This is a genomic window from Streptomyces coelicoflavus (assembly GCF_003112555.1).
GTDB lineage: Bacteria > Actinomycetota > Actinomycetes > Streptomycetales > Streptomycetaceae > Streptomyces > Streptomyces coelicoflavus.
On the sequence record NZ_BEWB01000007.1, the window covers coordinates 448594 to 474759 of the forward strand.

At 73.0% G+C, this 26166-nt stretch carries 30 protein-coding genes; 13 read left to right on the top strand and 17 right to left on the bottom strand.

The window, feature by feature from the left end; genetic code table 11:
* The first annotated feature begins 3 nt into the window (after positions 1 to 3).
* Entirely contained in the window at positions 4 to 951 is a 948-nt protein-coding gene (locus Sco07f_RS19630; protein WP_108988597.1) for an aldo/keto reductase, read from the top strand.
* A 31-nt stretch (positions 952 to 982) separates the two neighbouring features.
* Here the strand turns inward: Sco07f_RS19630 and Sco07f_RS19635 are convergent, their stop codons facing one another.
* The 3 genes from Sco07f_RS19635 to Sco07f_RS19645 form a co-directional block, all read right to left on the bottom strand.
* On the bottom strand, positions 983 to 1516 hold the full coding sequence (locus Sco07f_RS19635; protein WP_007389698.1) for a TetR/AcrR family transcriptional regulator: 534 nt from the start codon (positions 1514 to 1516) through the stop codon (positions 983 to 985).
* A 22-nt stretch (positions 1517 to 1538) separates the two neighbouring features.
* Positions 1539 to 2375 (bottom strand): alpha/beta fold hydrolase, encoded by an 837-nt coding sequence (locus tag Sco07f_RS19640; protein ID WP_108988598.1) that lies wholly within the window; start codon positions 2373 to 2375, stop codon positions 1539 to 1541.
* A gap of 82 nt (positions 2376 to 2457) precedes the next feature.
* Positions 2458 to 2688 carry a hypothetical protein gene (locus tag Sco07f_RS19645; protein ID WP_007389700.1) on the bottom strand — a complete coding sequence of 77 codons (231 nt, stop codon included), beginning with the start codon at positions 2686 to 2688 and terminating at the stop codon, positions 2458 to 2460.
* A gap of 228 nt (positions 2689 to 2916) precedes the next feature.
* Between Sco07f_RS19645 and Sco07f_RS19650 the strand changes: the two genes are divergently transcribed.
* The 3 genes from Sco07f_RS19650 to Sco07f_RS19660 all read left to right on the top strand — a co-directional run bounded on the left by Sco07f_RS19650 (position 2917) and on the right by Sco07f_RS19660 (position 5697).
* Positions 2917 to 3876 (top strand): DUF6807 domain-containing protein, encoded by a 960-nt coding sequence (locus Sco07f_RS19650; RefSeq protein WP_108988599.1) that lies wholly within the window; start codon positions 2917 to 2919, stop codon positions 3874 to 3876.
* On the top strand, positions 3870 to 4598 hold the full coding sequence (locus Sco07f_RS19655; RefSeq protein WP_108988600.1) for a cupin domain-containing protein: 729 nt from the start codon (positions 3870 to 3872) through the stop codon (positions 4596 to 4598). Before Sco07f_RS19650 ends, Sco07f_RS19655 begins: the two co-directional genes overlap by 7 nt.
* Before the next feature lie 64 nt (positions 4599 to 4662).
* The gene (locus tag Sco07f_RS19660) at positions 4663 to 5697 is read left to right on the top strand and encodes a homoserine dehydrogenase (RefSeq protein ID WP_108988601.1); all 1035 of its coding nucleotides are present in this window, start codon (positions 4663 to 4665) and stop codon (positions 5695 to 5697) included.
* Positions 5698 to 5730: 33 nt separating this feature from the next.
* On the opposite strand, the gene Sco07f_RS19665 is transcribed toward Sco07f_RS19660, so the two are convergent.
* Positions 5731 to 6720 carry an NAD(P)-dependent alcohol dehydrogenase gene (locus tag Sco07f_RS19665; protein ID WP_108988602.1) on the bottom strand — a complete coding sequence of 330 codons (990 nt, stop codon included), beginning with the start codon at positions 6718 to 6720 and terminating at the stop codon, positions 5731 to 5733.
* A gap of 108 nt (positions 6721 to 6828) precedes the next feature.
* A complete protein-coding gene (locus tag Sco07f_RS19670) occupies positions 6829 to 7458 on the bottom strand; it encodes a dihydrofolate reductase family protein (protein ID WP_167468147.1) in 630 nt (209 codons plus the stop codon).
* A 167-nt stretch (positions 7459 to 7625) separates the two neighbouring features.
* Here Sco07f_RS19670 and Sco07f_RS19675 point away from each other — a divergent pair, with 167 nt between their 5' ends.
* From Sco07f_RS19675 to Sco07f_RS19685, 3 genes are all read left to right on the top strand, one after another.
* Entirely contained in the window at positions 7626 to 9848 is a 2223-nt protein-coding gene (locus tag Sco07f_RS19675; RefSeq protein WP_108988604.1) for a bifunctional glycosyltransferase/CDP-glycerol:glycerophosphate glycerophosphotransferase, read from the top strand.
* Between the two features lie 104 nt (positions 9849 to 9952).
* On the top strand, positions 9953 to 10699 hold the full coding sequence (locus Sco07f_RS19680; RefSeq protein WP_108988605.1) for a DUF1838 domain-containing protein: 747 nt from the start codon (positions 9953 to 9955) through the stop codon (positions 10697 to 10699).
* 92 nt (positions 10700 to 10791) lie between these two features.
* The gene (locus Sco07f_RS19685) at positions 10792 to 11382 is read left to right on the top strand and encodes a DUF998 domain-containing protein (protein WP_108988606.1); all 591 of its coding nucleotides are present in this window, start codon (positions 10792 to 10794) and stop codon (positions 11380 to 11382) included.
* Between the two features lie 21 nt (positions 11383 to 11403).
* Here Sco07f_RS19685 and Sco07f_RS19690 read toward each other — a convergent pair whose 3' ends face one another.
* Positions 11404 to 11766, bottom strand: coding sequence for a hypothetical protein (locus Sco07f_RS19690; RefSeq protein ID WP_108988607.1), 363 nt, complete (start codon positions 11764 to 11766; stop codon positions 11404 to 11406).
* Between the two features lie 101 nt (positions 11767 to 11867).
* Between Sco07f_RS19690 and sigJ the strand changes: the two genes are divergently transcribed.
* On the top strand, positions 11868 to 12764 hold the full coding sequence (gene sigJ, locus Sco07f_RS19695; protein WP_108988608.1) for an RNA polymerase sigma factor SigJ: 897 nt from the start codon (positions 11868 to 11870) through the stop codon (positions 12762 to 12764).
* Positions 12765 to 12817: 53 nt separating this feature from the next.
* The gene (locus Sco07f_RS19700) at positions 12818 to 13432 is read left to right on the top strand and encodes a GPP34 family phosphoprotein (RefSeq protein WP_087788239.1); all 615 of its coding nucleotides are present in this window, start codon (positions 12818 to 12820) and stop codon (positions 13430 to 13432) included.
* Between the two features lie 12 nt (positions 13433 to 13444).
* On the opposite strand, the gene Sco07f_RS19705 is transcribed toward Sco07f_RS19700, so the two are convergent.
* Both Sco07f_RS19705 and Sco07f_RS19710 read right to left on the bottom strand, forming a co-directional pair.
* The gene (locus Sco07f_RS19705) at positions 13445 to 13828 is read right to left on the bottom strand and encodes a hypothetical protein (RefSeq protein ID WP_007389721.1); all 384 of its coding nucleotides are present in this window, start codon (positions 13826 to 13828) and stop codon (positions 13445 to 13447) included.
* Positions 13828 to 14067: a hypothetical protein gene (locus tag Sco07f_RS19710; protein ID WP_164139148.1), complete on the bottom strand. Its 240-nt coding sequence runs from the start codon at positions 14065 to 14067 to the stop codon at positions 13828 to 13830. Before Sco07f_RS19710 ends, Sco07f_RS19705 begins: the two co-directional genes overlap by 1 nt.
* 149 nt (positions 14068 to 14216) lie before the next feature.
* On the opposite strand from Sco07f_RS19710, the gene Sco07f_RS19715 reads away from it, so the two are divergent.
* A complete protein-coding gene (locus Sco07f_RS19715; RefSeq protein WP_108988609.1) occupies positions 14217 to 15305 on the top strand; it encodes an NAD(+)/NADH kinase in 1089 nt (362 codons plus the stop codon).
* Between the two features lie 114 nt (positions 15306 to 15419).
* Entirely contained in the window at positions 15420 to 15884 is a 465-nt protein-coding gene (locus Sco07f_RS19720; RefSeq protein WP_087792720.1) for a spore-associated protein A, read from the top strand.
* Between the two features lie 70 nt (positions 15885 to 15954).
* Here the strand turns inward: Sco07f_RS19720 and Sco07f_RS19725 are convergent, their stop codons facing one another.
* The 3 genes from Sco07f_RS19725 to Sco07f_RS19735 are packed head-to-tail and all read right to left on the bottom strand — an operon-like array spanning position 15955 to position 18438.
* Positions 15955 to 16701, bottom strand: a complete 747-nt coding sequence (locus Sco07f_RS19725) for a class I SAM-dependent DNA methyltransferase (RefSeq protein WP_007389723.1) — start codon at positions 16699 to 16701, stop codon at positions 15955 to 15957.
* Positions 16702 to 16758: 57 nt separating this feature from the next.
* Positions 16759 to 17763, bottom strand: coding sequence for a MerR family transcriptional regulator (locus Sco07f_RS19730; RefSeq protein WP_108988610.1), 1005 nt, complete (start codon positions 17761 to 17763; stop codon positions 16759 to 16761).
* Between the two features lie 3 nt (positions 17764 to 17766).
* The gene (locus Sco07f_RS19735) at positions 17767 to 18438 is read right to left on the bottom strand and encodes a HEAT repeat domain-containing protein (protein WP_167468148.1); all 672 of its coding nucleotides are present in this window, start codon (positions 18436 to 18438) and stop codon (positions 17767 to 17769) included.
* Between the two features lie 97 nt (positions 18439 to 18535).
* On the opposite strand from Sco07f_RS19735, the gene Sco07f_RS19740 reads away from it, so the two are divergent.
* Positions 18536 to 19354: an SAM-dependent methyltransferase gene (locus Sco07f_RS19740; protein WP_108988611.1), complete on the top strand. Its 819-nt coding sequence runs from the start codon at positions 18536 to 18538 to the stop codon at positions 19352 to 19354.
* An 18-nt stretch (positions 19355 to 19372) separates the two neighbouring features.
* On the opposite strand, the gene Sco07f_RS19745 is transcribed toward Sco07f_RS19740, so the two are convergent.
* Positions 19373 to 19807 (bottom strand): VOC family protein, encoded by a 435-nt coding sequence (locus Sco07f_RS19745; RefSeq protein ID WP_108988612.1) that lies wholly within the window; start codon positions 19805 to 19807, stop codon positions 19373 to 19375.
* 233 nt (positions 19808 to 20040) lie between these two features.
* On the opposite strand from Sco07f_RS19745, the gene Sco07f_RS19750 reads away from it, so the two are divergent.
* Positions 20041 to 20748, top strand: a complete 708-nt coding sequence (locus Sco07f_RS19750; protein WP_108988613.1) for a phosphatase PAP2 family protein — start codon at positions 20041 to 20043, stop codon at positions 20746 to 20748.
* Between the two features lie 73 nt (positions 20749 to 20821).
* Here the strand turns inward: Sco07f_RS19750 and Sco07f_RS19755 are convergent, their stop codons facing one another.
* The 5 genes from Sco07f_RS19755 to Sco07f_RS19775 are packed head-to-tail and all read right to left on the bottom strand — an operon-like array spanning position 20822 to position 26166.
* Positions 20822 to 22147: a glutamate-1-semialdehyde 2,1-aminomutase gene (locus tag Sco07f_RS19755; protein WP_108988614.1), complete on the bottom strand. Its 1326-nt coding sequence runs from the start codon at positions 22145 to 22147 to the stop codon at positions 20822 to 20824.
* Between the two features lie 8 nt (positions 22148 to 22155).
* Complete coding sequence (rfbC, locus tag Sco07f_RS19760) at positions 22156 to 22707, bottom strand: dTDP-4-dehydrorhamnose 3,5-epimerase (protein WP_108988615.1); 552 nt, start codon at positions 22705 to 22707, stop codon at positions 22156 to 22158.
* Positions 22704 to 23933: a polysaccharide pyruvyl transferase family protein gene (locus Sco07f_RS19765; protein WP_007389729.1), complete on the bottom strand. Its 1230-nt coding sequence runs from the start codon at positions 23931 to 23933 to the stop codon at positions 22704 to 22706. Before Sco07f_RS19765 ends, rfbC begins: the two co-directional genes overlap by 4 nt.
* Positions 23930 to 24880, bottom strand: a complete 951-nt coding sequence (locus tag Sco07f_RS19770) for a glycosyltransferase family 2 protein (protein ID WP_054101005.1) — start codon at positions 24878 to 24880, stop codon at positions 23930 to 23932. The genes Sco07f_RS19765 and Sco07f_RS19770 overlap by 4 nt, the downstream gene beginning before the upstream one ends.
* Positions 24877 to 26166 carry an MATE family efflux transporter gene (locus Sco07f_RS19775; RefSeq protein ID WP_007387351.1) on the bottom strand — a complete coding sequence of 430 codons (1290 nt, stop codon included), beginning with the start codon at positions 26164 to 26166 and terminating at the stop codon, positions 24877 to 24879. The genes Sco07f_RS19770 and Sco07f_RS19775 overlap by 4 nt, the downstream gene beginning before the upstream one ends.

Sequence of the window (26166 nt, forward strand, 5' to 3'; positions counted from 1 at the left end):
CCCATGACGTCAACCGGTACCTCCTCCTCTTCCCGTGCCGCCGATGCCGGCGCCCCGCGCCCCGGCGGGACCGGACCGCTCGCCGGCCGCACCGTCTCGCGGATCGGCTACGGCGCGATGCAGCTCGAGCGCCTGCGCTCCGACCGTGCCGCCGCCGTCGGACTGGTGCGCCGTGCGCTGGACCGCGGTGTGGACCACCTCGACACCGCCCAGTTCTACGGCGACGGATTCGTCAACGAGGTCATCCGCGAGGCGCTCCGCCCCACGGACGACATCGTCGTCGTGAGCAAGGTCGGGGCCGATCCCGACCCCGGCGGCCCCGTTCCGCTGCGTCCCGCACAGCGACCGGAGGAACTGCGGGCGAGTGTCGAGGACAACCTCAGGAGCCTCGGCACCGACCGGATCGCGGTCGTGAACCTGCGCCGCCTCGACACCGGCCCCGGCCTGCGCGCCGAGGGCGACCAGGTGGTGGACCTCGACGACCAGCTCGCCGTGCTGACCCGGATGCGCGACGAGGGCAAGATCGGCGCGATCGGTCTGAGCAGCGTGACCGAGGACGGACTGCGCCGGGCCCTCCCGGCGGACATCGTCTGCGTCCAGAACGCCTACAGCGTCGTGAGCCGCGACGACGAGGACATGCTCGGGCTGTGCCTCGCCGAGGGCATCGCCTGGGTGCCGTACTTCCCGCTCGGCGGCGCGTTCCCGGCCATGCCCAAGGTCGTGGACGAGCCCGCGGTGCACACCGTCGCACAGGCCCTCGGTGTCACACCGGTCCAGGTGGGCCTCGCCTGGCTGCTCCACCACGCCCCGAACGTGCTCCTCATCCCCGGCACCGCCGACCCCGATCATCTGGACGCCAACCTCGCCGTGGGCGCGATCACCCTGGACGAGTCGTCCCTCGCCGTGCTCGACGCCGTGGAAAGCCGCTCCGCGGACGTGCGCCTCGGCTGACGGTGTGCCGAAGGTGTGCGCGGCCCGCGAGTCACAGGGCGCGCAGGCCCCGGTCCGCGAAGGCGATGAGCCACTCGAAGCTCTCCTCGACGTCGGTGCTCCACTGGAAGCCGTCCGACGCCTGGAGTGTGGCGAAGCCGTGGAAGAGGCTGCGCAGCAGGCGCAGGGCGTGGTTCACGTCGCGGTCGTCGATGTCGTAGCCGCGCAGCACCGCGGTGAACGCGCCGAGCAGCCGCTGGCCCGCACCGGCCAGCGGGTCCTCGGGTCCGGACGGTTCCTGGCCGATCGTCGCGGCGTACCGGCCGGGGTGCTCCAGGACGAAGGCGCGGAAGGCCCGCGCCGCGGCGGCCAGGGCGTCGCGGCCCGCGTACCCCTGCACGGCGCCACCGACGGCGTCGGCCGCCTCCTCCAGGGCGAGCACCGCGATCCGCCGGTTGAGGTCGTCCTGGCCGCTCACGTGTTTGTACAGGGAGGGGGTGCGTACGCCGACGCGCCCGGCCAGCAGACCCATCGTCAGGTTGGCGAAGCCCACTTCGTCGGCCAGGGCGGCACCGGCCGCGACCACGGCCGCCGGATCCAGGCCCGCCCTAGGCACGGGCGGCGTCCGAGCGGAGGAAGGCGAGCACGAGCGAGACCACCTGGTCGGGGAACTGGTGGTGCGGGTAGTGACCGGCTCCCTCGATCATCTCCAGGCGGCCGAGGCCGGACGGCAGCGCGTCGACGACGGCCGCACCCTCCGCGTGCGGGTCCGCCCAGTCCGGATCGAGCGTGCCCATCACGACCAGCACCGGGCAGCGCACCTTGCCGAGCTGCGCGCCGGCGTCGGTCGGTGCGCTGCGGCCCATGTTCTGCATGGCCTTCATCCGGCCCGGCTCGCGCAGCAGGGACTCGATGCGGCCGAGCCGTTCGGCCCAGTCGGCGGGTTTCGCGCCCGGGTACGCCACGTCGAGGTACGAGCGCCACAGCCGCAGGCTGCCGAACAGGCCCGCGCCGAGCAGGCGCAGCATGCCCCGCCGGAACCGCCGCACCCGCAGGTCCCCGAGGCGCACCGACTGCTTGCGGGTGAACGGCGCCAGCTCGACGACCGACGTGACCAGCGAGGGCTCCCGTGCCGCGGCGATGGTGGCGGCACCGCCCGAGACCGAGTGCCCGACCAGTACGGCAGGGCCGCCCAGGTGACGGATCAGGGCGAGCAGATCGCCCGCGATGGCGGTGCGGCTCCACTCCGGCCAGTCGACGCCGGACTCGCCGCAGCCGCGCAGGTCCACCGCGGCGACCCGGTGACCTGCGGCCACCAGCTGCGGGACCACGGCACGGTACGCGGCGCGGCTGTCGCCCATGCCGTGCGCGAGCACGATCAGCGGCCCCGACCCCGTCACCTCGTACGCGATCGTGCCGCCGTCGACGGCAAGGTACTCGGTCATGTCCCACTCCCCAGTCGTGGCTAATGGCATTAACCAAAAGCTATTGCCATTAGCCACGACTGTCAAGGTGCGCGAGACGCGCTCAGTCGAGGGAGGTATGTCGTCCTGCCGCGCGCTGCACGGCCGACTCCACCTCGCGGTGCGGAACGCCGGTCTCGTCGGCGTAGGCGGCGATGCCCCGGGCGAGGGCGGCGGTGGCGTCGGACCAGACCGCCAGGGCGACCGTGGCGTTCTCGCCCCGGTTGCTGCGGTAGCGGTTGTCCGCGGCCTCGACGGCATGCCTGAGTTCGATGAGTCGTCTCGGGATTTCCATGGTCAAAAAGCCTAGGGCGGCACGGTGCGCGTGCCGGTGTCTCGCCGAGCGAGGCTGTCCTCGGCAAGGGCAATCGTCCTTGCCCCCGCCGGTGCCCCTGCGGCCCGGCGGTGCCGCGGGTCCGGCGCCGGGCCTTGGCCGGCGAGGGCTTGACCGTGCGGGCGCGTGCCGGTTAGAACGTGGGAACGTCAGGATAGTAAGCGGTTGCTACGAGGAAGAGGACCACGTATGACGCTCTCACTCACCCACGTCCCGGGCGACCGCGTCACCGTGACCCACGGGACGGCCGGAACCGAGCTGTTCTCCTACGTGTACCGGCCCGAAGCCGACTGGGAGGCGCCCAAGCCGTACCTCCACCCGGTCCGCACCCTGTCCGGCGCGCTCGTGACGGACTACCGGCCCAACGACCACCGCTGGCACAAGGGCCTCCAGCTGACCGCCTCCCACCTGTCCGGACAGAACCTGTGGGGCGGCAACACCTACGTCCACGGCGAGGGCTACCTCGCGCTGCCGGACAGGGTCGGGTCGATGGCCCACGTGGCCTTCACGGAGACGGCCGCCGAGGCGGACCGCGCCGTCATCGCCGAGCAGCTGACCTGGCACCCGCACGGTGGCGAACTGTGGGCCGAGGAGGAGCGCCGCATCGAGGTCCGCGACGTCGACCCGGACACCGGCAGCTGGTCGCTGACCTGGACGTCGGCGGTGACCAACCGGCGTACCGAACCACTGCGGTTCGGCAGCCCGACCACCCACGGGCGCCCCGCCGCCGGATACACCGGCCTGTTCTGGCGCGGCCCGCGCGCCTTCCGCGGCGGCCGCGTCCTCACCGCGGAAACCGACGGGTCCGCCGAGTCCGCCGAGTCCTCGGTGTCCCCCGACGGCGACCCCATGGGCTCCCAGTCCCCCTGGCTGGCCTACGTCGGCGAGCACGACGGACGGGACGGCCACGCCACACTCGTCTTCGAACACGCCCCCTCCAACGACCACTCGGGCGAGAAGGGCACCCACCCCGCGCACTGGTTCGTGCGCACCGACCCCTTCGCCGCCGTCGCACCGTCCTGGGCCTTCCACGAGGAACTGGTCCTGCCGCCCGGCGAGACCCTCGCCCGGACCTACCGCGTGGTCGTGGCCGACGGCGCCTGGGACCGTGCGCGGGTCGCCGCGCACCTGGAGGGACTGGCGTGGTGAGTCCGGCGTACCACGGATTCCCGGGCGCGGTGGGCGTGTCCCGGCTGACCGTGTACGACTGGCCGACGGTCGACGGACTGCCCGGCGGCGGCACACCCCACCTGCACCTCACGTGCAGCGAGGGGTACGTCGTCACGGCGGGCCGGGGCGCGGTGCAGACCCTCACCGCCTCGGGCTTCGAGGAGACGCCCCTGGAGCCGGGAACGGTCGCCTGGTTCAGACCCGGCACGATCCACCGCCTCGTCAACGACCGGGGCCTGGAGATCACCGTCGTGATGCAGAACAGCGGCCTGCCGGAGGCGGGCGACGCCGTCCTCACCCTGCCCCGGGACCTGCTCGACGACCCCGGCGCGTACGCCGACGCGGTCCGCCTGCCCGCCGGCGTGTCCGAGGCCCGGCAGGAAGAGGCCGCGCGCGTCCGCCGTGACCTGGCGACCGGGCGCTTCCTCGAGCTCCGCGAGGCCACCGAGAACGGCGATCCGGCACCGCTGGCGGCGTTCCTGCGGGCGGCGGCCGCTCTGGTGCGGCCCCGGCTGGACGCGTGGGAGCGGCGATGGCGCGAGGGCGCGTACGCCGCCACGGAGTCGACCCGGGCCGGACTCGAGGCACTGCGCGGCGGGGACGACGCACACCTGAGCGCCGCCGGGGTCTCCTCGACCGGGCCCGCGGCACGCGGACGCTTCGGCATGTGCGGCAGGCTGGACGTCTACCCGGGCATCTGACCAACGGCCCGTGGTCCACCAACGCCCTGGCCGGGGACGTCCGATGTGAGAGGATCCCGGGTCCATGGACGAAGCGACTGAAGCGACTGAAGCGGCCGAAGCGACTCGGCCCCCCGTGGTCCTCGCCGGGTACGGCCCGGTCGGGCAGGCGTTCGTCGACCGGTTGGGCCGGGACGGAGCGGCGCTCGCACGCCGTCACGGCGTACGGCCGCGGGTGGCCGCCGTACGCGCGAGCGCGGCCCAGTGCCGGCCGGGCGCCGACGGGGCGGTGCCGCCGCGCTCGGAGTGGGGCCCCGCGGAGCCGCTGGACGAGACGTTCGACCGCACCGGCGCGCGCGTCTTCGTCCAGGCCGTCCCCTCCTCGCCCGGACTGCGGCAGCGTGCGGCGGAGGAGGCCGTGACCGCGCTGCGCCGGGGAATCCACGTGGTGACGGCCACCAAGAGCCATCTGCTGACGCACTGGCGGGCGCTGGACGAGGCCGCCGGTGCGGGCGGCGGCATGATCAGGATCTCCGGGGCCACCGGTGCGGCGCTCCCGGCGGGGGACCTGGCGCGCGCCTCCCTGCGCGGCCTGGACTGCCGGACGATCCGAGCCTGCCCGAACGGCACCGCCACCTTCGTGCTCGACCGCCTCGCCGACGGCGGCACTCTGGACGACGCCATCCGTGCCGCCCGGCTCCGGGGCATCGCCGAGGCCGATCCCTCGGCCGACCTGTCGGGCGAGGACGCCGCCACCAAGGTGCGGCTGCTGGCCGCGCTGGCCTGGGGCTGGGACCCGTCGGAGGTACGCGTGCGGGCGGAGCCGGTCGACGAGGCCACCGCCGGCCGGGCACGGGACGCGGCCTCCCGGTCCCGCCGGCTGCGGGCGGTCGCCGGTGCGTCGGCGGACGAGCCCGGCGTCGTGCGCGTACGGCTCGAGGAGACGGAGCCGGGGGACCCGCTGCACGCGCTGACCGGGCCCGAGAAGGCCGTGGTCTTCGGCTGCCCCGACGCGGGCGACGTGACCGTGAGCGGCGGACGCTCGAGCCCGGTGGGAGCGGCACTGGCCCTGGTGAAGGACACCGTCGAGGTCACGGCCCCGCGCACGGGCTTTCGCTGAGGCGCGGATCCGCCGGCCCCGGGTCCGGGACGCTCAGGCCACGGTGATCACGGTCTTGCCGCGGGCGTGGCCCTCCTCGACGTGGCGTACCGCCTCCGCGGCGCCGGCCAGGGTGAAGGTGCGGCCGACCACGGGCCTGATCTGCCCGGCCCCGACGAGTGCGGTGACGGCGAGCAGGTCCTCGTGGGCCGGCCCGGCCGGGACCGCCGGGAGGATCGGACGAAGCCGGTGCCGCGTGACCGCGTTGACCGCCGCCACCTTCACCATGGCACCGGCCGCCCCGAACACGCGGCCCGGCGAGCCGCCGCCGTTGGCCACCAGGACACCGGCCGGGCCGAGCGCCCGGCGCAGCCGCCCCAGCGGGTGGTTGCCCACGTTGTCCAGGATGACGTCGTAGCGCTCGCGTCCGTCGGTGAAGTCCTCCCGGGCGTAGTCGAGGACGTGGGCGGCGCCCAGTGAACGCACCAGGCCGGTGTTGCGGGCACTGCACACGCCGGTGACCTCCGCGTCCAGCGCCGCCGCGATCTGCACGGCGAACGTGCCCACTCCGCCGCCCGCCCCGTTGACCAGCACCCGCTGCCCGGACCGCACCCGGCCCACGGTCCGGATGCCGCGCAGGGCGGTCACCGCGGCCACCGGCACCGCCGCGGCCTGCTCGAAGGTCAGGCCCGCGGGCCCGGGCACCAGCAGCCGTGCGTCGGTGCACGCGTACTCGGCGAAGGCGCCCGGGCAGAAACCCAGTACCGGATCGCCGGGAGTGAACCCCCGCACGTCCGGGCCGGCACACTCCACCACACCGGCCGCGTCGATCCCGGCCACCCGGTGCCTGGGCCGGACGAGCCCCATGCCCCCTGACAGCCGTGCCACGTACGGGTCCCCGCGCAGCATGTGCCAGTCGTAGGGATTCACCGCGGCGGCGCGCACGCGCACCAGCACCTGACCGGCACCGGCGCGGGGCCGGTCGACGTCGCACAGCCGCAGGCTGTCCGGCGGGCCGAACCTCTCCTGGACCACAGCCTTCATCCGGCCTGCCACCATCCCCCCGGGGCACCGGGACCCGTCGCGGGCCGCGCGGTGAGGGCACCGTAGGAGCACGGCCCCGTCCCGTCAATGGCCGAACCGGGGCACACCTCACCCGCTCGCGCCTCGGCCGACCTCGTATTCCAGATGCGTGGCGTTCGGCGTCGGCTTCGCGCTCCGGCGGACCAGTGCGCGCGGTGTCCCGCCGGTGAACAGCGGTGTCCCGGAGCCCAGTACGACCGGCGCGAGGTGCAGCGACAGCAGGTCCAGCAGCCCGGCGTCGAGCGCCGAACCGACCAGGGTGCCACCGCCCATCAGGACGACGTCGAGGTCCCTGCCGCGGTCCGCCGACGCCGCCTCGGCCCGCTCGCGCGCGACCGTGACGGCGTCGGCCAGGCCGGTCGTGACGAACGTCCAGTCGAGGCCGGTGAGCCGGACCGACTCCGGCTCCGCGCCCGTCACGACGACGAACGGGGGTTTGCCGACCTCCGCGGCGCCGTAACCGACGGTGTCGTCCCAGCCGCCCGGCCCGTCCACGATGTCGAAGAGCCGGCGACCGAGGACGACGGCCCCCGAGCGGGCGGTCGCCTCCCGCACGATCCGGCGCTCCTCGGGGTCGTCGGAGAACGCCCAGACGTGCAGGGCCTCGCCACCGGTGCCCAGACCGTTGCCCGGGCCGGGGTCGGGTCCGGTGACGTAGCCGTCCAGGGAGATCGAGATGTCCGCGACGATGTGGGTCATACAGGTTCGACCCGGCTTGCCGCCCGAACTCATCGCTCCGAGGCGTGACAGGTGCCGCCGGTTCCCGGCCGATCCAGACATTCACAGTTCACGTACAACGTTTCACAGGCATCGCGAGTCTCCCTGTTCAGCCACGCTCAATCCACGCTTCACCTGGAGTTGTCCGCATGCCTCGGTTCAGCATTGTCGTCCCCGTGTTCAAGGTGCAGGGGTACCTTCGCGAGTGTCTGGACTCGGTTCTGGGACAGTCCTGCCGGGACATCGAGGTGATCGCCGTGGACGACTGCTCACCGGACTCCTGCGGCGCGATCATCGACGAGTACGCCGCACGCGACTCCCGCGTCCAGGCCGTGCACCTGCCGGAGAACGTCGGCCTCGGGCGGGCGCGCAACGCCGGGCTCCAGCGAGCGCGGGGCGACTACGTCCTCTTCCTCGACAGCGACGACACCTACACCCCCGGCCTGCTGGAGGCACTGGCCGACCGGCTCGACGCCGTGGGGGACCTGGACATCCTCGTCTTCGACCACGTGCGTACCCACTGGTGGGGCACGGGCGGCCGCAGCCAGACCGCGGGCCTGTTCGAGAAGGCGGGCACGGACGTCTTCCGCCTCAAGGACCGGCCCGAGTACGTGGAGCTGTTCCTGGTGGCCTGGAACAAGGCGTTCCGCCGCGAGTTCTTCCTCGAGCACGGCTTCCAGTACGCACCCGGTCTGTACGAGGACGCGCCGGTCACCCACATGGCGATGGTCACGGCCGAGCGCATCGGCTGCCTGAACAGGGTCGGTGTCGAGTACCGCCAGCGCCGCCAGGGCGCGATCACGAAGACGCCGGGGCGCAAGCACTTCGACATCTTCGCGCAGTACGAGGGGCTGTTCGCCTTTCTCGCCGAGCGCCCCGAACTGGCCTGGGCCACGCCCATGCTGTTCGAACGGGCCGTGTTCCACATGCTGTTCGCGCTCAAGCGCCCCGAACGGGTGCGGGTCGCCGACCGCAAGGAGTTCTTCGACCGCACCGCGGACTTCTACGCGGCGCACGTCCCGGACGGCTTCACGATGCCCGACGGGCCGACCGGGGTCTACATGCGGGCCGTGGCCAAGCGTCTCTACCGCGCCTACCAGGCCACCCAGTTCGCGGCCCGGGCCAGGACGGCGGGGCCGAACAGGGTCCTCAAGGCCAAGAACAAGGTCGGCAGGCGCGCGTACGCGGGCCTCTACACCCTCCAGCGCAGGCGCTCCCCGGACCCCCGCCTCGCCGTCTACACCTCGTACTGGGACCGGCTGCCGTCCTGCAACCCGCTCGCCGTCCACGACAAGGCCAAGGAACTCGCCCCCGACGTGCACGGCGTCTGGGTGGTGCGCAAGGAACTGGCCGGCCGGGTCCCCGACGGCATCGACTACGTCGTGCGCGACTCGCGCCGCTACTGGGAGGTGATGGCCCGCGCACGCTACTTCGTCAACAACGTCAACTTCCCCGACCACATAGTCAAGCGCCCCGGACAGATCCACCTCCAGACCCACCACGGCACCCCGCTCAAGCGCATGGGCATGGACCAGCGGGCCTATCCCGCGGCCGCCAGGGGCATGGACTTCGAGCGCCTCCTCGACCGCGTGGACCGCTGGGACCTCAGCGTCTCCTCCAACCAGCACTCCACCAAGCAGTGGGAGCGCGCCTACCCCGGCTCCTACGAGTCCCTCGACGCGGGCTACCCGCGCAACGACCGCTACTACCGCGCCGGCGCCGCGGACGTCGCCGCCGTCCGCGCCCGGCTCGGCATAGCCCCGGGCAAGACCGCCCTGCTGTACGCGCCGACCCACCGCGACTACCGGACGGGCTGGACCCCCTCCTTCGACCTGGCCCGCCTGGCCAGGTCCCTGGGCGACGACTTCGTCCTGCTGGTCCGCACCCACTACTTCTACGACCTGAACCGGGGACTGAGCGACCTCGCCGCGCAGGGCGCCGTCATCGACGTGTCCCGCCACCCCTCCGTCGAGGACCTCTGCCTCGCGGCGGACGCGCTCGTCGCCGACTACTCGTCCATCACCTTCGACTACGCCAACCTCGACCGGCCCATCGTCATATACGCCGACGACTGGGAGATCTACTCCCAGGTCCGCGGCGTCACCTTCGACCTCCTCTCCGGCCGCCCCGGCGACACACCGGGAGCCGTCGCCACCACCGAGGACGAGCTCATCGACACCTTCCGCAGCGGCCGTTGGCGCGGCAGCGAGGCAGCCGGCCTGCGCGCGGCCTTCCGCGAACGCTTCTGCCAGTACGACGACGGACACGCCGCGGAACGCGTGGTGCGCCACTTCTTCCTCGGCCAGGAGGCCGGGCCGGAGATAGTCCCGCTCGCACAGCGCACCCCGGCTCCCTCACCGGCCCTGGTCTGACCGGGAACGCCTCCCATCCCCGGAACGGCTGCTTCCGGCCGTTTCCGGGGCGGGGCGCGGCGTTTCCCGCCCGGCGCGGGCGACCGCCGCGCAGAGTAGTGCCCATGACGACACCCGAGCAGTCGCTGCGCGCCCTCGCCCGCACCCGGGCCTCCCTCGACGGCGAGGAAGTCACGTACTGGTGGTCCGGAAGCGTGTACTCCTGGGCCCCCGACGAACCCTACGAGCGGCTCTTCGGCTTCGAGGGCGTCAACGTCGCCCGCCTGGTCCAGGACCCGGACGACGGGCCGGACGGCTACCGGCTGCTCAGCCGCGAGGCCGCCTTCTACCTCGACCCCGTCACCGGCGAGATCCTCAGGACCTGGCGGGACCTGCCGGTGGTGCACGTCTGGAACGATCCGGCGAACCAGCGATGGCGCCCCTTCCCCGTACCGACGACCGACCTCGACGGTCAGGTCTGCTTCAGTCTGGAGATCCCGCTCGCCTATCCCTCGCCCCTGCCGGTGGCCCAGTACCCCCGGCACTCGGCCGGTGACACCTACCGGGCACTGGAGCTCTTCCAGTTCTTCGCCCACCGGGCGGACCTGGCCGGCCCGGCCCCCAGTGTGCCCGCCACCATGTCGTGGACCCGGATGTCCCCGTGGGTCCCGTGGATGGCCCGCGGCCAGATGCCGGGCGGCCTCACCTACCACTGCCGGGGCCGCAAGCTCGGCGCGTACACCGAGGTCCCCGAGCGCACCCGTGCCCACATCGCCGACCACCATCCGGAGTTCGCCCGCGCCCCGGAGAAGTGGAGCGAGCCGAACGAGACGAGCTGGACGTACTTCCGCAGACTCGAGCCGCCCGCATGAGTCCTCCCGTCCGCCGGAGACGGACCGGGTGAGTGGCACGCGGGCGAGCTCCGCCGCCAGCGGCAGCCGGGCGGGCGCTTTATGGTGGTCCGATGCGATGTGTCCCCAGGTGGGTCCTGGTCTCGTCGGGATGCGCGCCGGTCCTGCTGATCGCGGGCTGGGCCGGCGCGGCGCGGTTCGAAGGGTCTTCCTACGACCCCGTCACCCAGACGATCAGCACGCTGGGATCCTACGGAGCCGCCGGGTTCTGGGTGATGACGGGCGGGTTCCTGGCCCTGGGCGTCTGTCACCTGCTGACCGCGTGGGGACTGCGGGCGGCCGCCACCGCCGGACGCGTCGCGCTGGGCGGAGGCGGACTCGCCGCGCTCGTCCTGGTGGCGCTTCCCGCGCCCGACAGCGGGGGCTCCCTGCGCCACGGCGCCGTGGTGGTGGTCGGCTTCACGCTCCTGGCACTGTGGCCGGTGCTGGCCGTCAACGGCGGACCGGCCGCTCCCTGGGCGCTGCGCATGGCACCCTCGCTCCTCGTGACGGCCCTGATGGCCGCCGGCGGCGTGTGGTTCCTGATCGAGATGCGGCGGCACGGCGACGCGGGCGTCGCCGAACGCGTCGTGACGACCTTCCAGTCGCTGTGGCCCTTCGTGGTGGCCGCCTCCTGCCTCCGCCACGCCCGGCAACGGGGCTGAGGGCCGTGTCGACGGGAACCCTCAGCGCCGCGCCAGCGCCAGCACGCTCAGCCCGAACATCAGGACGCCCAGCGGAAGATGGACCGACGGCACGTGCGCGATGCCCAGCACCACCTGGGCCGAGGCGAGGACGAGGAAGCCCGAGGCGTGCCACACGGGCGTGAGCGGGCCGCCACCCGGCTTCCACGCCAGCACCGCCGCGATCAGGTACAGCATCGACGCCCCGTACATCACCCGCGCCCCGGCACTGTGCAGCGTCTCCCCGTACGACGCGGTCAGCAGCAGTCCGACGGAGACCGCCTGGAGGAAGATGGTCAGTGTCTGCAGGGCTATCGCGATCCGCAGGAACGAGAATCGGCGCTGCGCCGTTGCCTGTACCGCCATGCCACGGTCCCCTTTTCCGCCCCCACGGGCAGTAGATCGATAGGCTCTCACCAGCCCGACGACGCGGGCCGGCGAAAGGTAAGGCGAGGGGGCGGTCGGGCATGGGCACGGCTGGGACGAGCACCGACGAGACGGTCGGCGAACGCCGCCGGCTGATCAACGTCGCCTACCGGCTGCTCGGTTCGCTGGCCGAGGCCGAGGACGCCGTGCAGGAGGCCTACGCGCGCTGGTACGCGCTGCCCCGGAGCCGGCAGGACGAGATCGTGTCCCCGGGCGCCTGGCTGACGACCGTGACCGGCCGTGTCTGCCTGGACGTGCTCGGCTCGGCGCGTGCCCGGCGCGAACGCTATGTCGGCGCGTGGCTGCCCGACCCGCTCCCCGACCGCGCCGAGTGGGGCCACGTCCCCGGCACCGATCCCGCCGACCAGCTGGTCCTGGACGAATCGGTGTCCATGGCCTTCCTCGTCGTCCTGGAGTCCATGACGCCCGCCGAGCGGGTCGCCTTCGTCCTGCACGACGTATTCCGCTACCCGTTCGCCGAGATCGCCGGCATCCTCCGGCGGACCCCCGCGGCCTGCAAGCAGCTCGCCGCATCGGCCCGGCGCCGGGTGCGGGCCGCGCGGGCTCCGGCGACGGCGGCGGCCGTGCGGGCCGACGTGGTGCGGCAGGTGAAGGAGGCGTGGGAGGCGAAGGACATCGCGGCCCTGGTCGACCTCCTCGACCCGGCCGCCGTCATGACCGCCGACGGCGGCGGCAACGCCGGCGCCGCTCCGCGCCCGGTCGAGGGCGGCGCGCGCATCGCCCAGTACATGGCCGCCATCGCCGGGAAGGCCCCGGGGCTCGAGCTCCTGGAGCGGTCGGTCAACGGAGCGCCGGGTCTCGTGGCCCGACACTGCGGCGCCGTGCTGACCGTGGCCGCGTTCGAGGTCGCCGAAGGCCGCGTCACCCGTATCTGGGCCGTCCGCAATCCAGAGAAACTGCGGCCGTGGATAGGCTGACCGGCACCGCGGTCGGCGTACCGCGGCAGCCGCGACAGATGTGGAGCCCCGCCATGACCACAGCGCACGATCTGACCATCGTCTCCCTCGACGTTCCCGCCGGCCACCCGGTCGAGCGTGGCGACCTGTCGCTGGCCCTGGCCGGAGCCGAACTGCTCGACCTCCTGGAAGCGGGGACGGTCGCGCTCGACGACGGTCTCCTGCTGCGGCCCGGGTCGCCGAGGCCGTCGGGGGACACGCTCCTCGACGCGGCGGCGTCCCTGGCCGTCCAGGAGCCGGCCGTGTCCGTGGCGGACTGGCTGTGGCGCCGGGGAGACGGCCTGGCGGCGCGGTACCTGGCCGCGGCGGGCGCGGACGACGGCGACGCCCGACGGCGCCCGCGATGGAACGTACGGCGTACCGCCGACCGGCCGGCCCCGGTCCCGGCCGACGCGCCGGAGCACCGGCGTGCCGCCGAACGCTGGTCCGGCGGCGATCCCGTGCTGGTGGCTCTCGCGGCCGCGGTGGGCATCCGGCACGAGGCGGCCGATCAGGTGGCGGACCCGGAGGACGACGGGGTCGCCGCCGTGCTCGCCGCCGTGAACGACGCCGTGGTGGAGCTCGCCGCCATCCGGCAGCGCCGCAGCATCGAGGAGGCGGCGTTCGACAACATCTGGCGCGGGATGTGACGGCCGCGTGGGTCAGATGCGCCAGGAGCGGAGGGCCTCGGCGACGTCGTAGATGCTCAGCCGGGTCTCACGGACCTTCCTGATCAGGTCGGACAGCGCCCCGTAGGGTGGGTCGATCCCCTCACCGGACTGATCCATGTACTGACCGGTCACGAAGGCCGCGAAGAGGCTGTTGCGGTGCGGCAGCGGCTCGAGACGCACGACGGTGTGCAGGAGGGCCGCCGCCCGCCAGGCGCTGTCCGGGTTGGACGCGGCCAGGGTCGGCATGCGGGTCTTGTGGCGGGCCACCGCCGCGACGAGGGCCGAGTAGTCCGTGACCGACACGTCCTCGTTGTCGAGGGCGGCGTCCTGGACGTCCAGGAGCCACGGGACGTCGACGTACAGGGGTTCGCTCATCAGGCGGCGTTGACTCCCTCGCCGCGCTGGGACGGCGGGATCTCGTCCGGGAACGCCTCGTCGAACTCGGCACGCAGCCGGTCCGCCCACGAGGCCGCGCCCGACACGAAGCGCTTGCGCTGCATCTCGCGGACACCGAGGTCGTGCATGTACTGCTTGAGGCTCTTGCCCTCCGCCGCGGCGGCGGCACGCACGCCTTCCATTTCTTCCTCGGTGAAGGTCACGTTGAGTGATGGCATACCGGCATGGTACCTACTCGGTACCTGATGCGCGACTCACCGGACGGCAGCGGCCGCCCGGCATGTCGGCGCCCGCACCGCCCCCACGGTCGGCGAGTATTTCGCCGATCGCGGTCCCCGGCGCGCGCCCCGGGAGCAGGGAGGCAGTGGTGACGATCGAACGGGTCGGACTCGTGGTCCACGGCGGTCGCGAAGGCGCCGCGCGAGCGGCACACCAAGTCCGGGAGTGGTGCGACGAGAACGCCGTGGTCTGCACGGACATCGACGTGTGGAGCGGTCAGGAGCGGCGCAGCGCCCGCGAGGAGGTGGACGCGGCGGGCGACCCGGACCTCGTCGTCACCCTGGGCGGTGACGGCACCTTCCTGCGCGGCGCACGGCTGGCGGCGGAGAACGACGCGCTGATCCTTGGGGTGGACCTGGGACGCGTCGGATTCCTGACCGAGGTCCCCGCGCCGGCGGTGCGCTCCGCCCTCGACGCCGTCCAGGGCGGTCACCTGGAACCGGAGAGCCGCATGCTGCTCACTCTGCGTGCCTCACGGCTGCTGGAGATCCCGGCGGAGATGGAGGAGCTCCTCCAGTACGGGCGCGGACCGCTGCTGCCGCCCCCGCGGGTGCGCACCGACTGCGAGCGCGGTGACGAATGGGGCGTCGCGCTGAACGTCACGGCCCTGAACGACGTGGTCCTCGAGAAGCTCTCCAGGGACCGGCAGATCTCGGTGGGCGCCTACATCGCCGGCCGGCTGCTCGCCTCGTACTCCGCCGACGCGCTGCTCGTGGCCACACCGACCGGCTCCACCGCCTACAGCTTCGCCGCGGGCGGCCCGGTCGTCTCGCCCCGCGCGGAGGCCCTCGTCCTCACGGCCGTGGCCCCGCACATGACGTTCGACCGCTCCGTGGTCACCGCACCGGACGAGCCGGTCGGACTGCGGATCCTCGAACGGTCGGGCCGGGCGGCCGTGAGCATCGACGGGCAACTGCGGGGCGTCCTCGATCCGGGCGACTGGCTCGGCGTCTACGCCGCTCCCCGCCGGCTGCGGGCGGTACGGCTGGGGCCCATGGACTTCTACGGCCGGCTGCGCGAACGCATGCGGCTGACGGACGCCCCCGCCGCGGTCGCCGACGGCACGCCCGCCCCGCTGTGGCCCGTCAGCACGCCCCCTCCGGGAGACCTCGCGCACCTGGCGATGCCGGCCCCGGCCGAAGGGGACCGAGGCGATCTTCTTCGCGAACGGCCGTAAACATCCGTCAACGGCGTACAACCCCCGAAGGGGCGCAAAGGTCTCACCCAGTGGCTTCAGCAAGACCATGGGGAGGCCAGTCCGTTCACGGATCGAGGTGCCATGAAGCGTTCCATGCAAGCGGTAGGGGCGACGTTGACCGCCGTCGGGGCCATCGGGGCGGGGCTGCTGGTGACGGCTCCCACCGCCGGCGCGGCGACCGCCGGCGCGACCGCGTCGTACAACGGGGTCTGCGGCTCCGGCTACAAGGTGGTGAACTCCATGCCGATCGGTGCCACCGGCACGGTGTACCTCACCTACAACTCGTCCACGGGCAAGAACTGCACCGTGACCATCCGCAACACGACGGGCTCACCGACGTACATGGTGGCCTACGTGCGCAACATCGACAGTGGCGAGGACCAGTACGACGAGGGCGACTACCGCTCGTACGCCGGGCCGGTGTACGTGTCCGCGCGCGGCGCCTGTGTGGAGTGGGGCGGCGTCATCGGCAACCTCCAGGCGTGGAACTACGGCTCCAACTGCGGCGCACTGGCGGCCGGGGCCCCGCAGAAGGACTGGTTCGCCGGCGAGCGGTGACGCGGCACCGGAGACCGGCCGGGGCCCCGCCGTGCGGCGGGGCCCCCTTGCGCCGTTCGGGCCGGGTCCCTCAGGCCGGCTTGCGCCACACGGAGACGTGCTTCGCGGAGTCCTCCGTGAACGGGCGGCCGTCCCAGTCCCCGACGCGGCGTTCCCGCTCGAGCCCGGCGATGCGTGCCATCAGGTCCAGCTCCGCGGGCCAGGCGTACCGGTGCCGGGAGTTGTCGCGGCGGTAGGTGCCGTCGTCGGGGTCGCGGGTGAAGTGGTTCGAGACGAGGACCTGTTCGACCAGGTCGAAGGTGTCGAAGCCCAGATGCCGCTCGGAGACGTCGAACGGCACCGCGACCTGTCCGGGCGGCAGGAACCGCAGCGGTGGCACCCCCAGCTCGACGACGAACCGGCCGCCCGGGCTCAGATGGCGTGCCGCGTTGCGGAAGCACTCGACCTGCTCGTCCTGGGTGAGCAGGTTCGAGATGGTGTTGTAGACGAGGTAGACCAGGGTGAACTCGCCGGGGACGACCGTCGTGGCCATGTCCCCGAGAGTCACCGGCAGCGTCTCCTCGTCGGTCTTGCGCCGCAGGACCGACGCCATGTGTTCGGACAGCTCGATGCCCACCACCGGCACGCCGCGTTCCCGCAGCGGGACGCCCACGCGCCCGGTTCCGATGGCGAACTCCAGCGCCCGGCCGTCCCCGGCGAGCTCGGCGAGGAAATCGAGGGTCGGTCCGAGTACGGCGGCGGAGGCCATCCCGGTCTCTGCCTCCTCGGCGTCGTAGCGGTCGGCGGTCTCGCGGGTCCACAGTTCGCTGCTCGTCACGGTCGGCGATTGTGCCCGGCGCCGGCGGGCGCTGTCGAAGCGTTTTCGGACGGGGCGTCACCGCCCGTCGCGCAGCCGCAGCAGATAGGTCGCGGTCAGCGCGACGGCGGGATCCCCGTCCCCGGACAGCTCCATCAGGGCACCGGACGCCCGTGCGCCGGGAATGCCCGCCAGTGCCTGGGTCAGCCGGCCCCGCGCGGGTGCGCCGGCCGCGTCGTGGGCGAGACGGCCGACGATCCCGGCCGCGATCCCGTCCGCCGTCGCGGTGTCGACCGCCAGCACGCTGAGCGCGTCGGCCGCGTCGGTGTCGTTGCGCCCCTCCACGACCATGTCGATGAGCGTCGGGACCGCGTCGCCCACGCCACGCGTCCCGAGCGCCAGCGCCGCGTGTCCGCGCACCACGGCGTCCGGGCTCTCCAGAGCCTGCCGCAGCCGCCCGGCGGCCTCGGCACCGGGCAGCTCGGCGAGGGCCTGGACGGCACGCCGACGCACCGCGGCCACCGGTGAGCCGAGACCCTCCGCCAGCAGCGCCGTGGAGTCGTCGCCCGCACGCGCGAGCGCCCAGCGAAGGGCTCCGGCGACGTTGGGGTCCGTCTCGCTCAGCGCCGCCTCGACCAGGGCCTCCACCGGCACCGCGGCCTCGTGGACCGAGGAGAGGGCCGCGCGCTGGCGGGCGCCCGCGCTCTCGGAACCCAGCGCCCGCAGGAGCGCGACGGCCTGGAGGACGTCCTCCCAGCCGGCCGGGCCGGTGGCATCGATCCGGCGCAGCCGGGTGAGCAACTCGGTCTCGGCCTCGATGCGTTCGCGGGTCCGCCTGACGAGGTCGTCGACGAGTGCCGAGGGCGCGAAGTCGGGTTCGTCGAGCGCGCGGCCGATCTCCCGCAGCGACAGCCCGAGCGACCGCAGGCTCTCGATGTGGAAGATCCGCCGGATGTCGTCCCGGGAGTACTCCCGGTAGCCGGAACCGGTACGGCCGGAGGGCCGCACCAGGCCGAGCGACTCGTAGTGCCTGAGCATGCGGGCACTTACCCCGGACCGTCGCGCCACCTCACCGATCAACACGTTCTATCGTCCCCCACTCTCCGGCCCGCCGAGGGCCACGACGCGCTTCGCCTCCTCGATCGCCGGTCCGAACCCGGAGTCGGGGTCGCGCAGCAGCTGTCGCGTGGCGAGGGCGTGCGCACGCACGAGTGGGACCGGATCGCTCGCCGCGGCCTCCACCACCGGCACGGCCGCCTCGTCCAGCGCGACCAGGGCCCGGCTGAGACTCAGCTGCGTCTCCCGGTCGCCGCGCCCCAGTTGCCCCGCCAGCGCCGAGGCCAGGGCGGCCTCCTCGCCGTCCGGGACGAGCACGACCGCGGCCCGCCAGGCACTGCGCGCCACCTCGTCGTCCGCGTCGGACAGTACCGCGGGTGTGATCGACGGCCACGCCCGCCGGTCCCCGATCTTGGACAGCGTGTGCAGCGCCTGACTCCGTGCCTGCGACCGCCTCGACCGGACTTCAGCCACCAGCCGGGGGAGCGTCAAGGACACCGGGTGACGGGTGAGCGCCCAGGTCAGCATGTCGCGGACGAAGAACTCCGTTTCGACGGCGGAGCGTTCGACGAGCTTGTCCACATAGCGCGGATCCGGTGCCGTGCCGACCGCCAGGGCCGTCCGCAGCCGCACCGACGCCCGCTCGTCCTCCAGACCCAGAAGTGCTCGCATCGGATCCGTGTCCTGTTCCGCCATGGTCATCCGGACCACCTCCTCGGCAGTCAGTGAAGACCTTGCCACCGTGTCAAGGTCAAGGAAGCGGTGGTCGGGACACCGGACCGCGGGGGAGGATGGGGCCATGACGGGAGAGAGTTCCTCGATCGACAGCACCAGGCCCAGCATCGCCCGCGTCTACGACTACCTGCTCGGTGGCAAGGACAACTACGCGGTGGACCGGGAGATCGGTGACGTGTTCAAACGCGACCTTCCCGGTTCGGTGGCGATCGCCTTCGCCAACCGGGCGGCGTTGACCCGGGCGGTGCGGGAGATCATGGCGACGACCGGGGTACGTCAGTTCATCGACCTGGGCAGCGGCCTCCCCACCGCCGACAACGTGCACCAGGTCGCGCAACGGCGGGCGCCTGAAGCGAGGGTGGTGTACGTCGACACCGACCCCCAGGTGCTGGTCCACGGGCGGGCGCTGCTGGAGGAGAACGACCGGACGCGGGTCGTACCCGTCGACGTACGCGATCCCGAGGGGATCAGGAACCACCCGGACACCCGGGAGCTGATCGACTTCGGCCGCCCCGTCGCCGTCATGTTCAGCGCCATCCTCCACCACGTCAACGACGACGAGGATCCCGCCGGGATCGTGCGCTACTGGCGCGAGCAGGTGCCGTCCGGGAGCCACTTCTTCGTCAGCCACTTCCGGTCCGGGAACAACCCGGAGACGGCCGAGGCCGAGAAGGTCCTCCAGGCGACGTTCGGCCGTGGCCGGTGGCGGACCGACGCGGAGATCGCGGCCCTGCTGGACGGTCTGGAGATCCTCGAACCGGGGATAGTGCCGGCACCCCTGTGGCACGCCGAGGCACCCGGCGAGGCGTGGAACGGCGGCGGGGAGCCGGAGTTGACCGTCTGGGAGCGTCTGATCGCCGCCGGGATGGCCCGGAAACCGTAGCGCCGGCCCGGGTGGTACTCAGTCGAGACAGAACTCGTTGCCCTCGACGTCCTGCATCACGATGCAGGACTCGTTCTCCTCGTCGGCGAGCAGCACCCGCTGCTGCACCGCGCCGAGGGCCACCAGCCGCGCGGATTCGGCCTCGAGCACGGCGAGCCGCTCGTCCCCCACGAGTCCGGTACCGGTCCGCACGTCGAGATGCACCCGGTTCTTGGCGACCTTGCCCTCGGGAACGCGCTGGAAGAACAGGCGCGGACCCACCCCCGAGGGATCACTGCACGCGAACCACGCGTCCCGCTCCTCGGGAGGCAGCGAGAGGTTGGCATCGTCCCAGGTGGCGAATCCGTCCGGCGGCGACGGTGCGACGTAACCCAGCACCTCGCACCAGAAGCGGGCGACGCGCTCGGGTTCCGCGCAGTCGAAGGTGATCTGAACCTGCTTGATCGACGGCATCCGGGCACCCTAACAGGGGAGTTGTGGTGCTCGACGGTCCTCCGAGGCGACTTGTGCCCCCGGGCGTGAGAGGAATTCCGGGACACCGCCGAACAATTCACGGCACCCTTTGCCCAATGGCCCGAATCGGCTGTTATCAGCTCTGCGGGAGCGACTACGGTGTGAGCCGGGCGACGCGGGGGAGTGGACGAGAACGTGGGAGAGTACGGCAGGTCCCCCGGGGCGGTGGGCGTGTGACCGGCCGGCCGGCTTCGGTGGTGCTGCCACCGTCGCTGCGCGTGTGGTTCGGGATGATCGCGGCCCTCGCCGCGCTGGTGGTCGTCGTCTTCGGGGCCGCGTACGCCGACGAGAGCGAGCCGAGCGCGACGGACGTGCGGATCCAGGCGGCCGTAGACGGTGTGGGGGCGCCGTGGTGGCACGTCGCCGTGGTCACGGACTTCCTGGGGGAGCCCGGGGGAGCGGTGCTGCTGGTCGCGGCCCTCGTGACGGGCTGCCTGCTGCTGCGCGACCCCCGCGCGGCGGTGTTCCTCGTGACCGGTGCCGGCCTGACCGTGGGAACGACGACACTGCTCAAGCCCGTGGTGGGACGCACCATCCACGGTGACAACCTGTCCTACCCGAGCGGGCACACCGCCTTCCTCACCGCGATCGCCCTCATGCTGTCGCTGGTCGCGACCGGCCGGCTCGGCCTCGGCAGAGCGGTCGGCGTGTCCTTCGTGTTCACCGCGGGGCTGGTGGCCGGCGCGGTCATGGGCTGGGCGCAGGTCGCCCTGGGCTCGCACTACGCGACCGACACCCTCGGCGGCTGGTGCACCGCGCTGGCGGTGCTGCCGGTGACCGCGTGGCTGGTCGACCGGACGGCCGACCGGCTGGCCCACCGGAGAACCGACGGACCGGCCGGCCCGCCGCCCGAGCGGAGGGTCGGCGCCGGGCGTCAGTAATGCCCCTGACAGCTCGTCAGGGGCCCGCCGTGACTTCCTCGCCGTCCCCCTCCGCCGTTCACCTCGCCTCACCTCACGCCAGGCGGCGGAACACCGGCTTCACCGCTCGCCCGCCCATCCAGGGCGTGGGGTCGGCGGCGTCCAGCGCCTTGCGGTACACCGCGCACGCCTGCGCCACCACGTCGACCGTCTGATCGATGTCGGCGTCGCTGAGCGCACCGCTCACCACGAACGACGGGGCCAGCACCCCGCCCGCGAGGAGCCGGCGCAGGAACAGCGTGCGGTACCGCTGGGACGGTTGCCGGTCCTCGTCGAGGGTGGCGAAGACCAGGTTGCTGGCCCGCCCCCGGACGACCACGTGCTCGCCGACGCCCATACCGGCCGCCGCCTCGCGCACCCCCGCCGCCAGCCGCTCCCCGAGGGCGTGCAGCCGCGCGGTGACGCCCTCCTCGACGTAGGTGGCCTGCACCGCCATCGCGGCCGCCAGCGCGTGCGTTTCCGCGCCGTGCGTGGTGGACAGCAGGAACACCCGCTCGCCCGGGTGACGCAGCCCGCCCCGCTCCATCAGCTCCCGTCGCCCGGCCAGCGCGGCGACGGCGAACCCGTTGCCCAGCGCCTTGCCGAACGTGGAGAGGTCGGGGACGACGCCGTACAGGCTCTGGGCGCCAGCCTCCGACCAGCGGAAACCGGTGATCATCTCGTCGAAGACCAGCACACAGCCGTGCCGGTCGGCCAGTTCGCGCAGCCCGGCGAGGTACCCGGGCGGCGGCTCCGTGTGGGTGGCGGGCTCGAGGATCAGACAGGCGACCTCGTCCCGGTACCGGGTGAGCAGTTCCTCCGTGGCGGCCAGGTCGCCGTAGGGGAACGTCACGGTGAGCTCGTCGGTCGCCGCCGGCACACCGGCGGACATCGGCGTGGTGCCGATGAACCAGTCGTCGACGGAGAAGAACGGATGGCCGGCGCAGACGGCCACCCGGGGCCGCCCGGTGACGGCCCGGGCCAGGCGCACCGCGGCGGTCGTGGCGTCGGAGCCGTTTTTTGCGAACTTCACCATCTCGGCGGTCGGCACCGTCGCCAGAAAGCGCTCCGCGGCCTCGACCTCGACGATCGACGGCCGGACGAAGTTGCTGCCCCGGTCCAGCTCCCGCCGTACGGCCTCCGTCACCCGGGGATGGGCGTGCCCGAGGCTCACCGACCGCAGGCCCGAGCCGTACTCGATGTACCGGTTGCCGTCGACGTCCCACACGTGGGCACCACTGCCGCGGCTGATCACCGGGGCCAGGTTCTCCGGATACTGGTCGTCACCCTTGGCATAGGTGTGCGCGCCCCCGGGGACCATGGCGTGCAACCGCTCGTTGGCCTGCCGCGACCGGGGCAGACTCGGCTCTTCCGCGTTCACTTCGGGTCTCACCCTTCCCTGTGCTTGAGGACCTCGGCGAGGCTCGCTGCCCGCCGGTCCCGTTCGGACATCGAGGTGACCGGCAGCGGCCAGTCGATGGCGAGGTCCGGGTCGTCGAAGGCGATCGTCACGTCCTCGGCGGGATCGTGCGGGCGGTCGATGCGGTACGACACGTCGGAGGTGTCCGTCAGCGACTGGAAGCCGTGCGCGCACCCCGCCGGGACGTACAGGGTCGCCTGCGTCTCGCCGGACAGCTCGAAGGAGGCCCGGCCGAGATAGGTCGGCGAGTGGGGCCGCAGGTCCACGACGACGTCGAAGATCCTGCCGTACGAGCACCGCACCAGCTTGGCCTCGCCCGCGCCGGAGCGCAGGTGCATGCCGCGCAGCACGCCCCGGACCGAGCGGGAGACGCTGTCCTGGACGAAGGCGGCCGGGTCGAGGCCCACCGAACGGACCACGTCGGCGTCGAAGGTGCGGCAGAAGAAGCCGCGTTCGTCGCCGTACGGCGTCGGCTCGAACAGGTACGCGCCGGCTATCCCGGGAACTTCGGTGGCCTTCATGGTGCCTCCCGCAGGGCGTGGTGGGGACCGGACGCCGGTAACAGCACCGCGGTCAGGTCGGTGAACTGCTGCTCGACGCGCCGGGCGACGGCCAGGTTCCGCTCGACGAGGGTCCGCCGCAGCGTGGCCGCATTCCGCTCCAGCTCGCGGAACTGTTCGAGCAGCCGGTCGGCGTCGGCCTCGCGGGCCGGGTGGCAGTAGGCGCCCATGCCCATCTCGGCCATGAGCACGTCGCTCTTCGTCGAGTAGCTGAGGGCGAGCGTCGGAGTGCCGACCTTCAGCGCGCAGACGATGTTGTGGTACCGGGTCGCCACCACGCTGTCGGCACACGCCGTCTCCTTCATCAGGTCGGCCAGCGAGGCCGCCTCGGCGACGGTGACCAGCGGCGAGCCCACGGCGTCGACGATCGCGGCGGCCACCGGCCGGTCCAGCTCGTCGCCGGTGAGCAGCCGGACCGGCCTGCCCTCCTCGACCAGCGCACGGACGAACCGCGTCGTCCCGTCGAGATAGCGGCGGTGGATCTCCTCGGCCCGGTCGCGTTCGTCGTTGTTCCCGTGGAAGTCCATGACGCCGACGCAGACCGGGCCGGGCATGCCCGCGGACTCGTTCGCCGCAGGCGCCGGCAGGGCGAACACGAGGTCCGCGTAGACCTCGTCCCGCGCGGTGTCCACCCCCATCGCCCGCATCGCCTCGCGCGACGCGGCGTCCCGGTACGAGCGGTACGCCGCCAGCCGCGTCGACCAGCGGGTCAGTACCCGGGTCGGCCGGTTGCCGATCGGTCCCGCGCCGACGCTGACCAGTGCGACGCGGGTGCCGAAGAGCCGGCCCATCGCGCAGAGCAGGAACAGCGAGTACGGGAAGCCCCACGGCCGCAGCGGCAGCGTGGTCTCCAGGACGCCCGTGCCCGGCACGATCACCGCGTCGTGCCGGCGCACCCAGGCCGCGGTGCGGACGACATCGACGAGTTTGCCCAGACCCTTGGCCGCGATCGAACCCACCCGTGACGCGGTCCGGTACTCACCGCGGTACCAGTTCAGCCGCGTCGCGGGGATCCCGTACCGGGTCGCGACGGTTTCGGGGCCGCCGCACATCGCGTCCACGACCGCGCCGGGACGCCTGGCGCGGAGCTGGTCGAGCACGGCCTCCAGCGATCCGTCGTTGCCGCTGTTGCCGGAACCGAGCAGACCGAACAGGCCGATGCGCACCGGCGTTTCGTCGACAGTCATGCCTGCCTCTTCTCGCGGCCGGCGACGAGGGCGTCGACGGAGACGGTGAGCCGGCCCGGCCCGACGGGGGCGCGGTCCTCGACCCGCTCGCCGGCGCCGGGCCGGACCCGGCTGGTCATCCACGCGGCCAGGTGGCGGTGGCACGCGCGCCGGTCGGCCGAGGACAGCGGCGCCCGCCCGATCGCCGAGACGAAGCCCCAGACGTACTCGGCGAGCAGACGGGGCGTCGGGTGCAGCGGACCCGCCCGGCGCGGGTCGAGGTTGACGCACCGGGCTCGCTTGGAGGGGTTCGCCCGTTCGGCGCGGGTGGGGTGGTCGCGGCGGAAGTACAGCAGCTCCGGCACCTGGTGGAAGCGCCCGTGCAGGGTGATCTCGGCGACGAACGTCCGGTCCGCGTGGTGGTAGCTGTCGTGCGGCTTCACCCGGCGCAGCACGTCGGCCCGCATCACCCCGTAGAAGTCGTCGCCGCCGGGCTCGAACAGCAGGCTGCGGAAGCGCTCCGGGGCGCGCGGCGAGTCGGTGGCGAGCCCGTACTCGTAGGGCACCTTCACCTTGCCGTCGCCGTCGATGACCGCCTGGCCGCTGTGTGCCAGGACCACGTCCGGCCGCTCGTCCAGCACTTCCACGCAACTGCGCAGCAGGTCCCGGGCGTAGAGGTCGTCGTGCGAGGCCCACTTGAACAGTTCGCCGCGGCACTCGGTGAACACGTAGTTGTGGTTCGGGGCGGCGCCGATGTTCCGCGGCAGCCGGATGTACCGGATGCGGGAGTCCCGGGCGGCGTACCGGCGGCAGATGTCCCGGGTGCCGTCGGTCGACGCGTTGTCGGTGATCACCAGTTCGAAGTCCTCGTAGGTCTGCCCGAGGAGGGCGTCCAGCGACTCGGCCAGATACTCCTCGCCGTTGTAGACGGGGAGGCCGATGCTCAGCCGGGGGTGGGGGGTGGTCATGTGGTCCTCACTTCGGGAAGGGGTTGGTGGTCGCGCTCGCGCAGGGCGGCCCGCAGTTGCAGCCACCACACGACCGAACCGCAGACGGACGCCGCGGCGGCGCCCCAGGCCGAGCCGACCGTGCCGCCCGCGACCGCACCGCCGAGCCCGCCGGCGACGTAGCAGGCGGAGGCGAACAACTGGCAGCGCAGACTGCGCCGGGCGGCGGCGAGCGCCCGCAGCCCGGCCGCCGCGCCGGTGCCGAGCCCCGCGCCCGCGACGCTGAGGGTGACCGGCACGATGAGTTCCGAGGCGCCGCTCCAGACGTCGCCGAGGACGATTTCGCCGAGCCGGTCCGGTACCAGCAGCAGTGCCGCGCCCCACAGCAGGGCTGCGACGGTCTGCCCGCCGCCCAGCAGGAAGCAGAACTTCCCGAGCCGCTCCGGGGCCTGCCGCAGCACCCGCGCCGACTCCGCCACGGTGACCAGCGACAGCCCCATCAGCACCGCGAGGAACGGGCCGAGCAGCAGCTCCGCGCCCCGGATCACGCCCACCGCGCCGACCCCGACGATCGCGCCGAGCCCGTACGCACGAATCTGACCCGCACCGCTCACCCCGACGTTCTCGACCAGGTACCGGTAGCCGAGGTCGCGGTGGTCGCGGTGCCACTCGCGCGCCCCGGCCGGCCGGGGCCGGACACGGGACTGGAAGCAGCCGTACACCGCGGCCACCGCGGCGGACCCGCCCCAGGCGAGCAGGAAGGCCGTCACGCTGCCGACGTAGGCCGCCACCACCATCGCCGGGGCGAGCGCGACGGCCCACACGACGTCGTTGACGAACGCCTTCCGTCCGATGCCGGCGGCGAAGAAGGAGTACCGCCAGGCGTCCTGGAGCAGCAGCCCCGGCAGCACCACGCCGAGGGCGGCGAACGCGGCACCCACCTGACCGCCGATGCTCAGCCCGGCGACCAGACTCACCGTGCCGATGCCGGTGCCGACGAGGAGAGCGGTGCCCGACGACCGGGCCACCGCCCCGCGCCAGGACGACTCCGGCACGCCGCTGAAGCGGACCACGAGGGGGTCGGTGGCGAGCCCGCGGGAGACGTTGAGCACCACGCCGTAGGTCACCCAGGCCAGGCTGAACACGCCGAACGCGGTCAGCCCGAGCGAGCGCGCCACATAGATGCCCACCACGAAGTTGGACAGGCTGGAGGCCGCCTGGTCGGCCAGCCCCCAGGACAGCCTGCCGACGACGCCCCGCCGCGCGGGCCCCGCCGGTTTCGTGGACTTCTCCCCCTCGACGGTCAT

Excerpts from the sequence above, each read along its gene's own strand:
- Sco07f_RS19660 (WP_108988601.1), top strand. The coding sequence starts at position 4,663 with ATGGACGAAGCGACTGAAGCGACTGAAGCGGCCGAAGCGACTCGGCCC.
- Sco07f_RS19710 (WP_164139148.1), bottom strand. The coding sequence starts at position 14,067 with ATGCCATCACTCAACGTGACCTTCACCGAGGAAGAAATGGAAGGCGTG.
- Sco07f_RS19765 (WP_007389729.1), bottom strand. The coding sequence starts at position 23,933 with ATGACTGTCGACGAAACGCCGGTGCGCATCGGCCTGTTCGGTCTGCTC.
- rfbC (WP_108988615.1), bottom strand. The coding sequence starts at position 22,707 with ATGAAGGCCACCGAAGTTCCCGGGATAGCCGGCGCGTACCTGTTCGAG.
- Sco07f_RS19630 (WP_108988597.1), top strand. The coding sequence starts at position 4 with ATGACGTCAACCGGTACCTCCTCCTCTTCCCGTGCCGCCGATGCCGGC.
- Sco07f_RS19720 (WP_087792720.1), top strand. The coding sequence starts at position 15,420 with ATGCAAGCGGTAGGGGCGACGTTGACCGCCGTCGGGGCCATCGGGGCG.
- Sco07f_RS19745 (WP_108988612.1), bottom strand. The coding sequence starts at position 19,807 with ATGCCGTCGATCAAGCAGGTTCAGATCACCTTCGACTGCGCGGAACCC.
- Sco07f_RS19770 (WP_054101005.1), bottom strand. The coding sequence starts at position 24,880 with ATGACCACCCCCCACCCCCGGCTGAGCATCGGCCTCCCCGTCTACAAC.
- Sco07f_RS19685 (WP_108988606.1), top strand. The coding sequence starts at position 10,792 with ATGCGATGTGTCCCCAGGTGGGTCCTGGTCTCGTCGGGATGCGCGCCG.
- Sco07f_RS19700 (WP_087788239.1), top strand. The coding sequence starts at position 12,818 with ATGACCACAGCGCACGATCTGACCATCGTCTCCCTCGACGTTCCCGCC.
- Sco07f_RS19665 (WP_108988602.1), bottom strand. The coding sequence starts at position 6,720 with ATGAAGGCTGTGGTCCAGGAGAGGTTCGGCCCGCCGGACAGCCTGCGG.
- Sco07f_RS19775 (WP_007387351.1), bottom strand. The coding sequence starts at position 26,166 with ATGACCGTCGAGGGGGAGAAGTCCACGAAACCGGCGGGGCCCGCGCGG.
- Sco07f_RS19650 (WP_108988599.1), top strand. The coding sequence starts at position 2,917 with ATGACGCTCTCACTCACCCACGTCCCGGGCGACCGCGTCACCGTGACC.
- Sco07f_RS19640 (WP_108988598.1), bottom strand. The coding sequence starts at position 2,375 with ATGACCGAGTACCTTGCCGTCGACGGCGGCACGATCGCGTACGAGGTG.
- Sco07f_RS19645 (WP_007389700.1), bottom strand. The coding sequence starts at position 2,688 with ATGGAAATCCCGAGACGACTCATCGAACTCAGGCATGCCGTCGAGGCC.
- Sco07f_RS19740 (WP_108988611.1), top strand. The coding sequence starts at position 18,536 with ATGACGGGAGAGAGTTCCTCGATCGACAGCACCAGGCCCAGCATCGCC.
- Sco07f_RS19690 (WP_108988607.1), bottom strand. The coding sequence starts at position 11,766 with ATGGCGGTACAGGCAACGGCGCAGCGCCGATTCTCGTTCCTGCGGATC.
- Sco07f_RS19735 (WP_167468148.1), bottom strand. The coding sequence starts at position 18,438 with ATGACCATGGCGGAACAGGACACGGATCCGATGCGAGCACTTCTGGGT.
- Sco07f_RS19670 (WP_167468147.1), bottom strand. The coding sequence starts at position 7,458 with ATGACCCACATCGTCGCGGACATCTCGATCTCCCTGGACGGCTACGTC.
- sigJ (WP_108988608.1), top strand. The coding sequence starts at position 11,868 with ATGGGCACGGCTGGGACGAGCACCGACGAGACGGTCGGCGAACGCCGC.
- Sco07f_RS19705 (WP_007389721.1), bottom strand. The coding sequence starts at position 13,828 with ATGAGCGAACCCCTGTACGTCGACGTCCCGTGGCTCCTGGACGTCCAG.
- Sco07f_RS19675 (WP_108988604.1), top strand. The coding sequence starts at position 7,626 with ATGCCTCGGTTCAGCATTGTCGTCCCCGTGTTCAAGGTGCAGGGGTAC.
- Sco07f_RS19680 (WP_108988605.1), top strand. The coding sequence starts at position 9,953 with ATGACGACACCCGAGCAGTCGCTGCGCGCCCTCGCCCGCACCCGGGCC.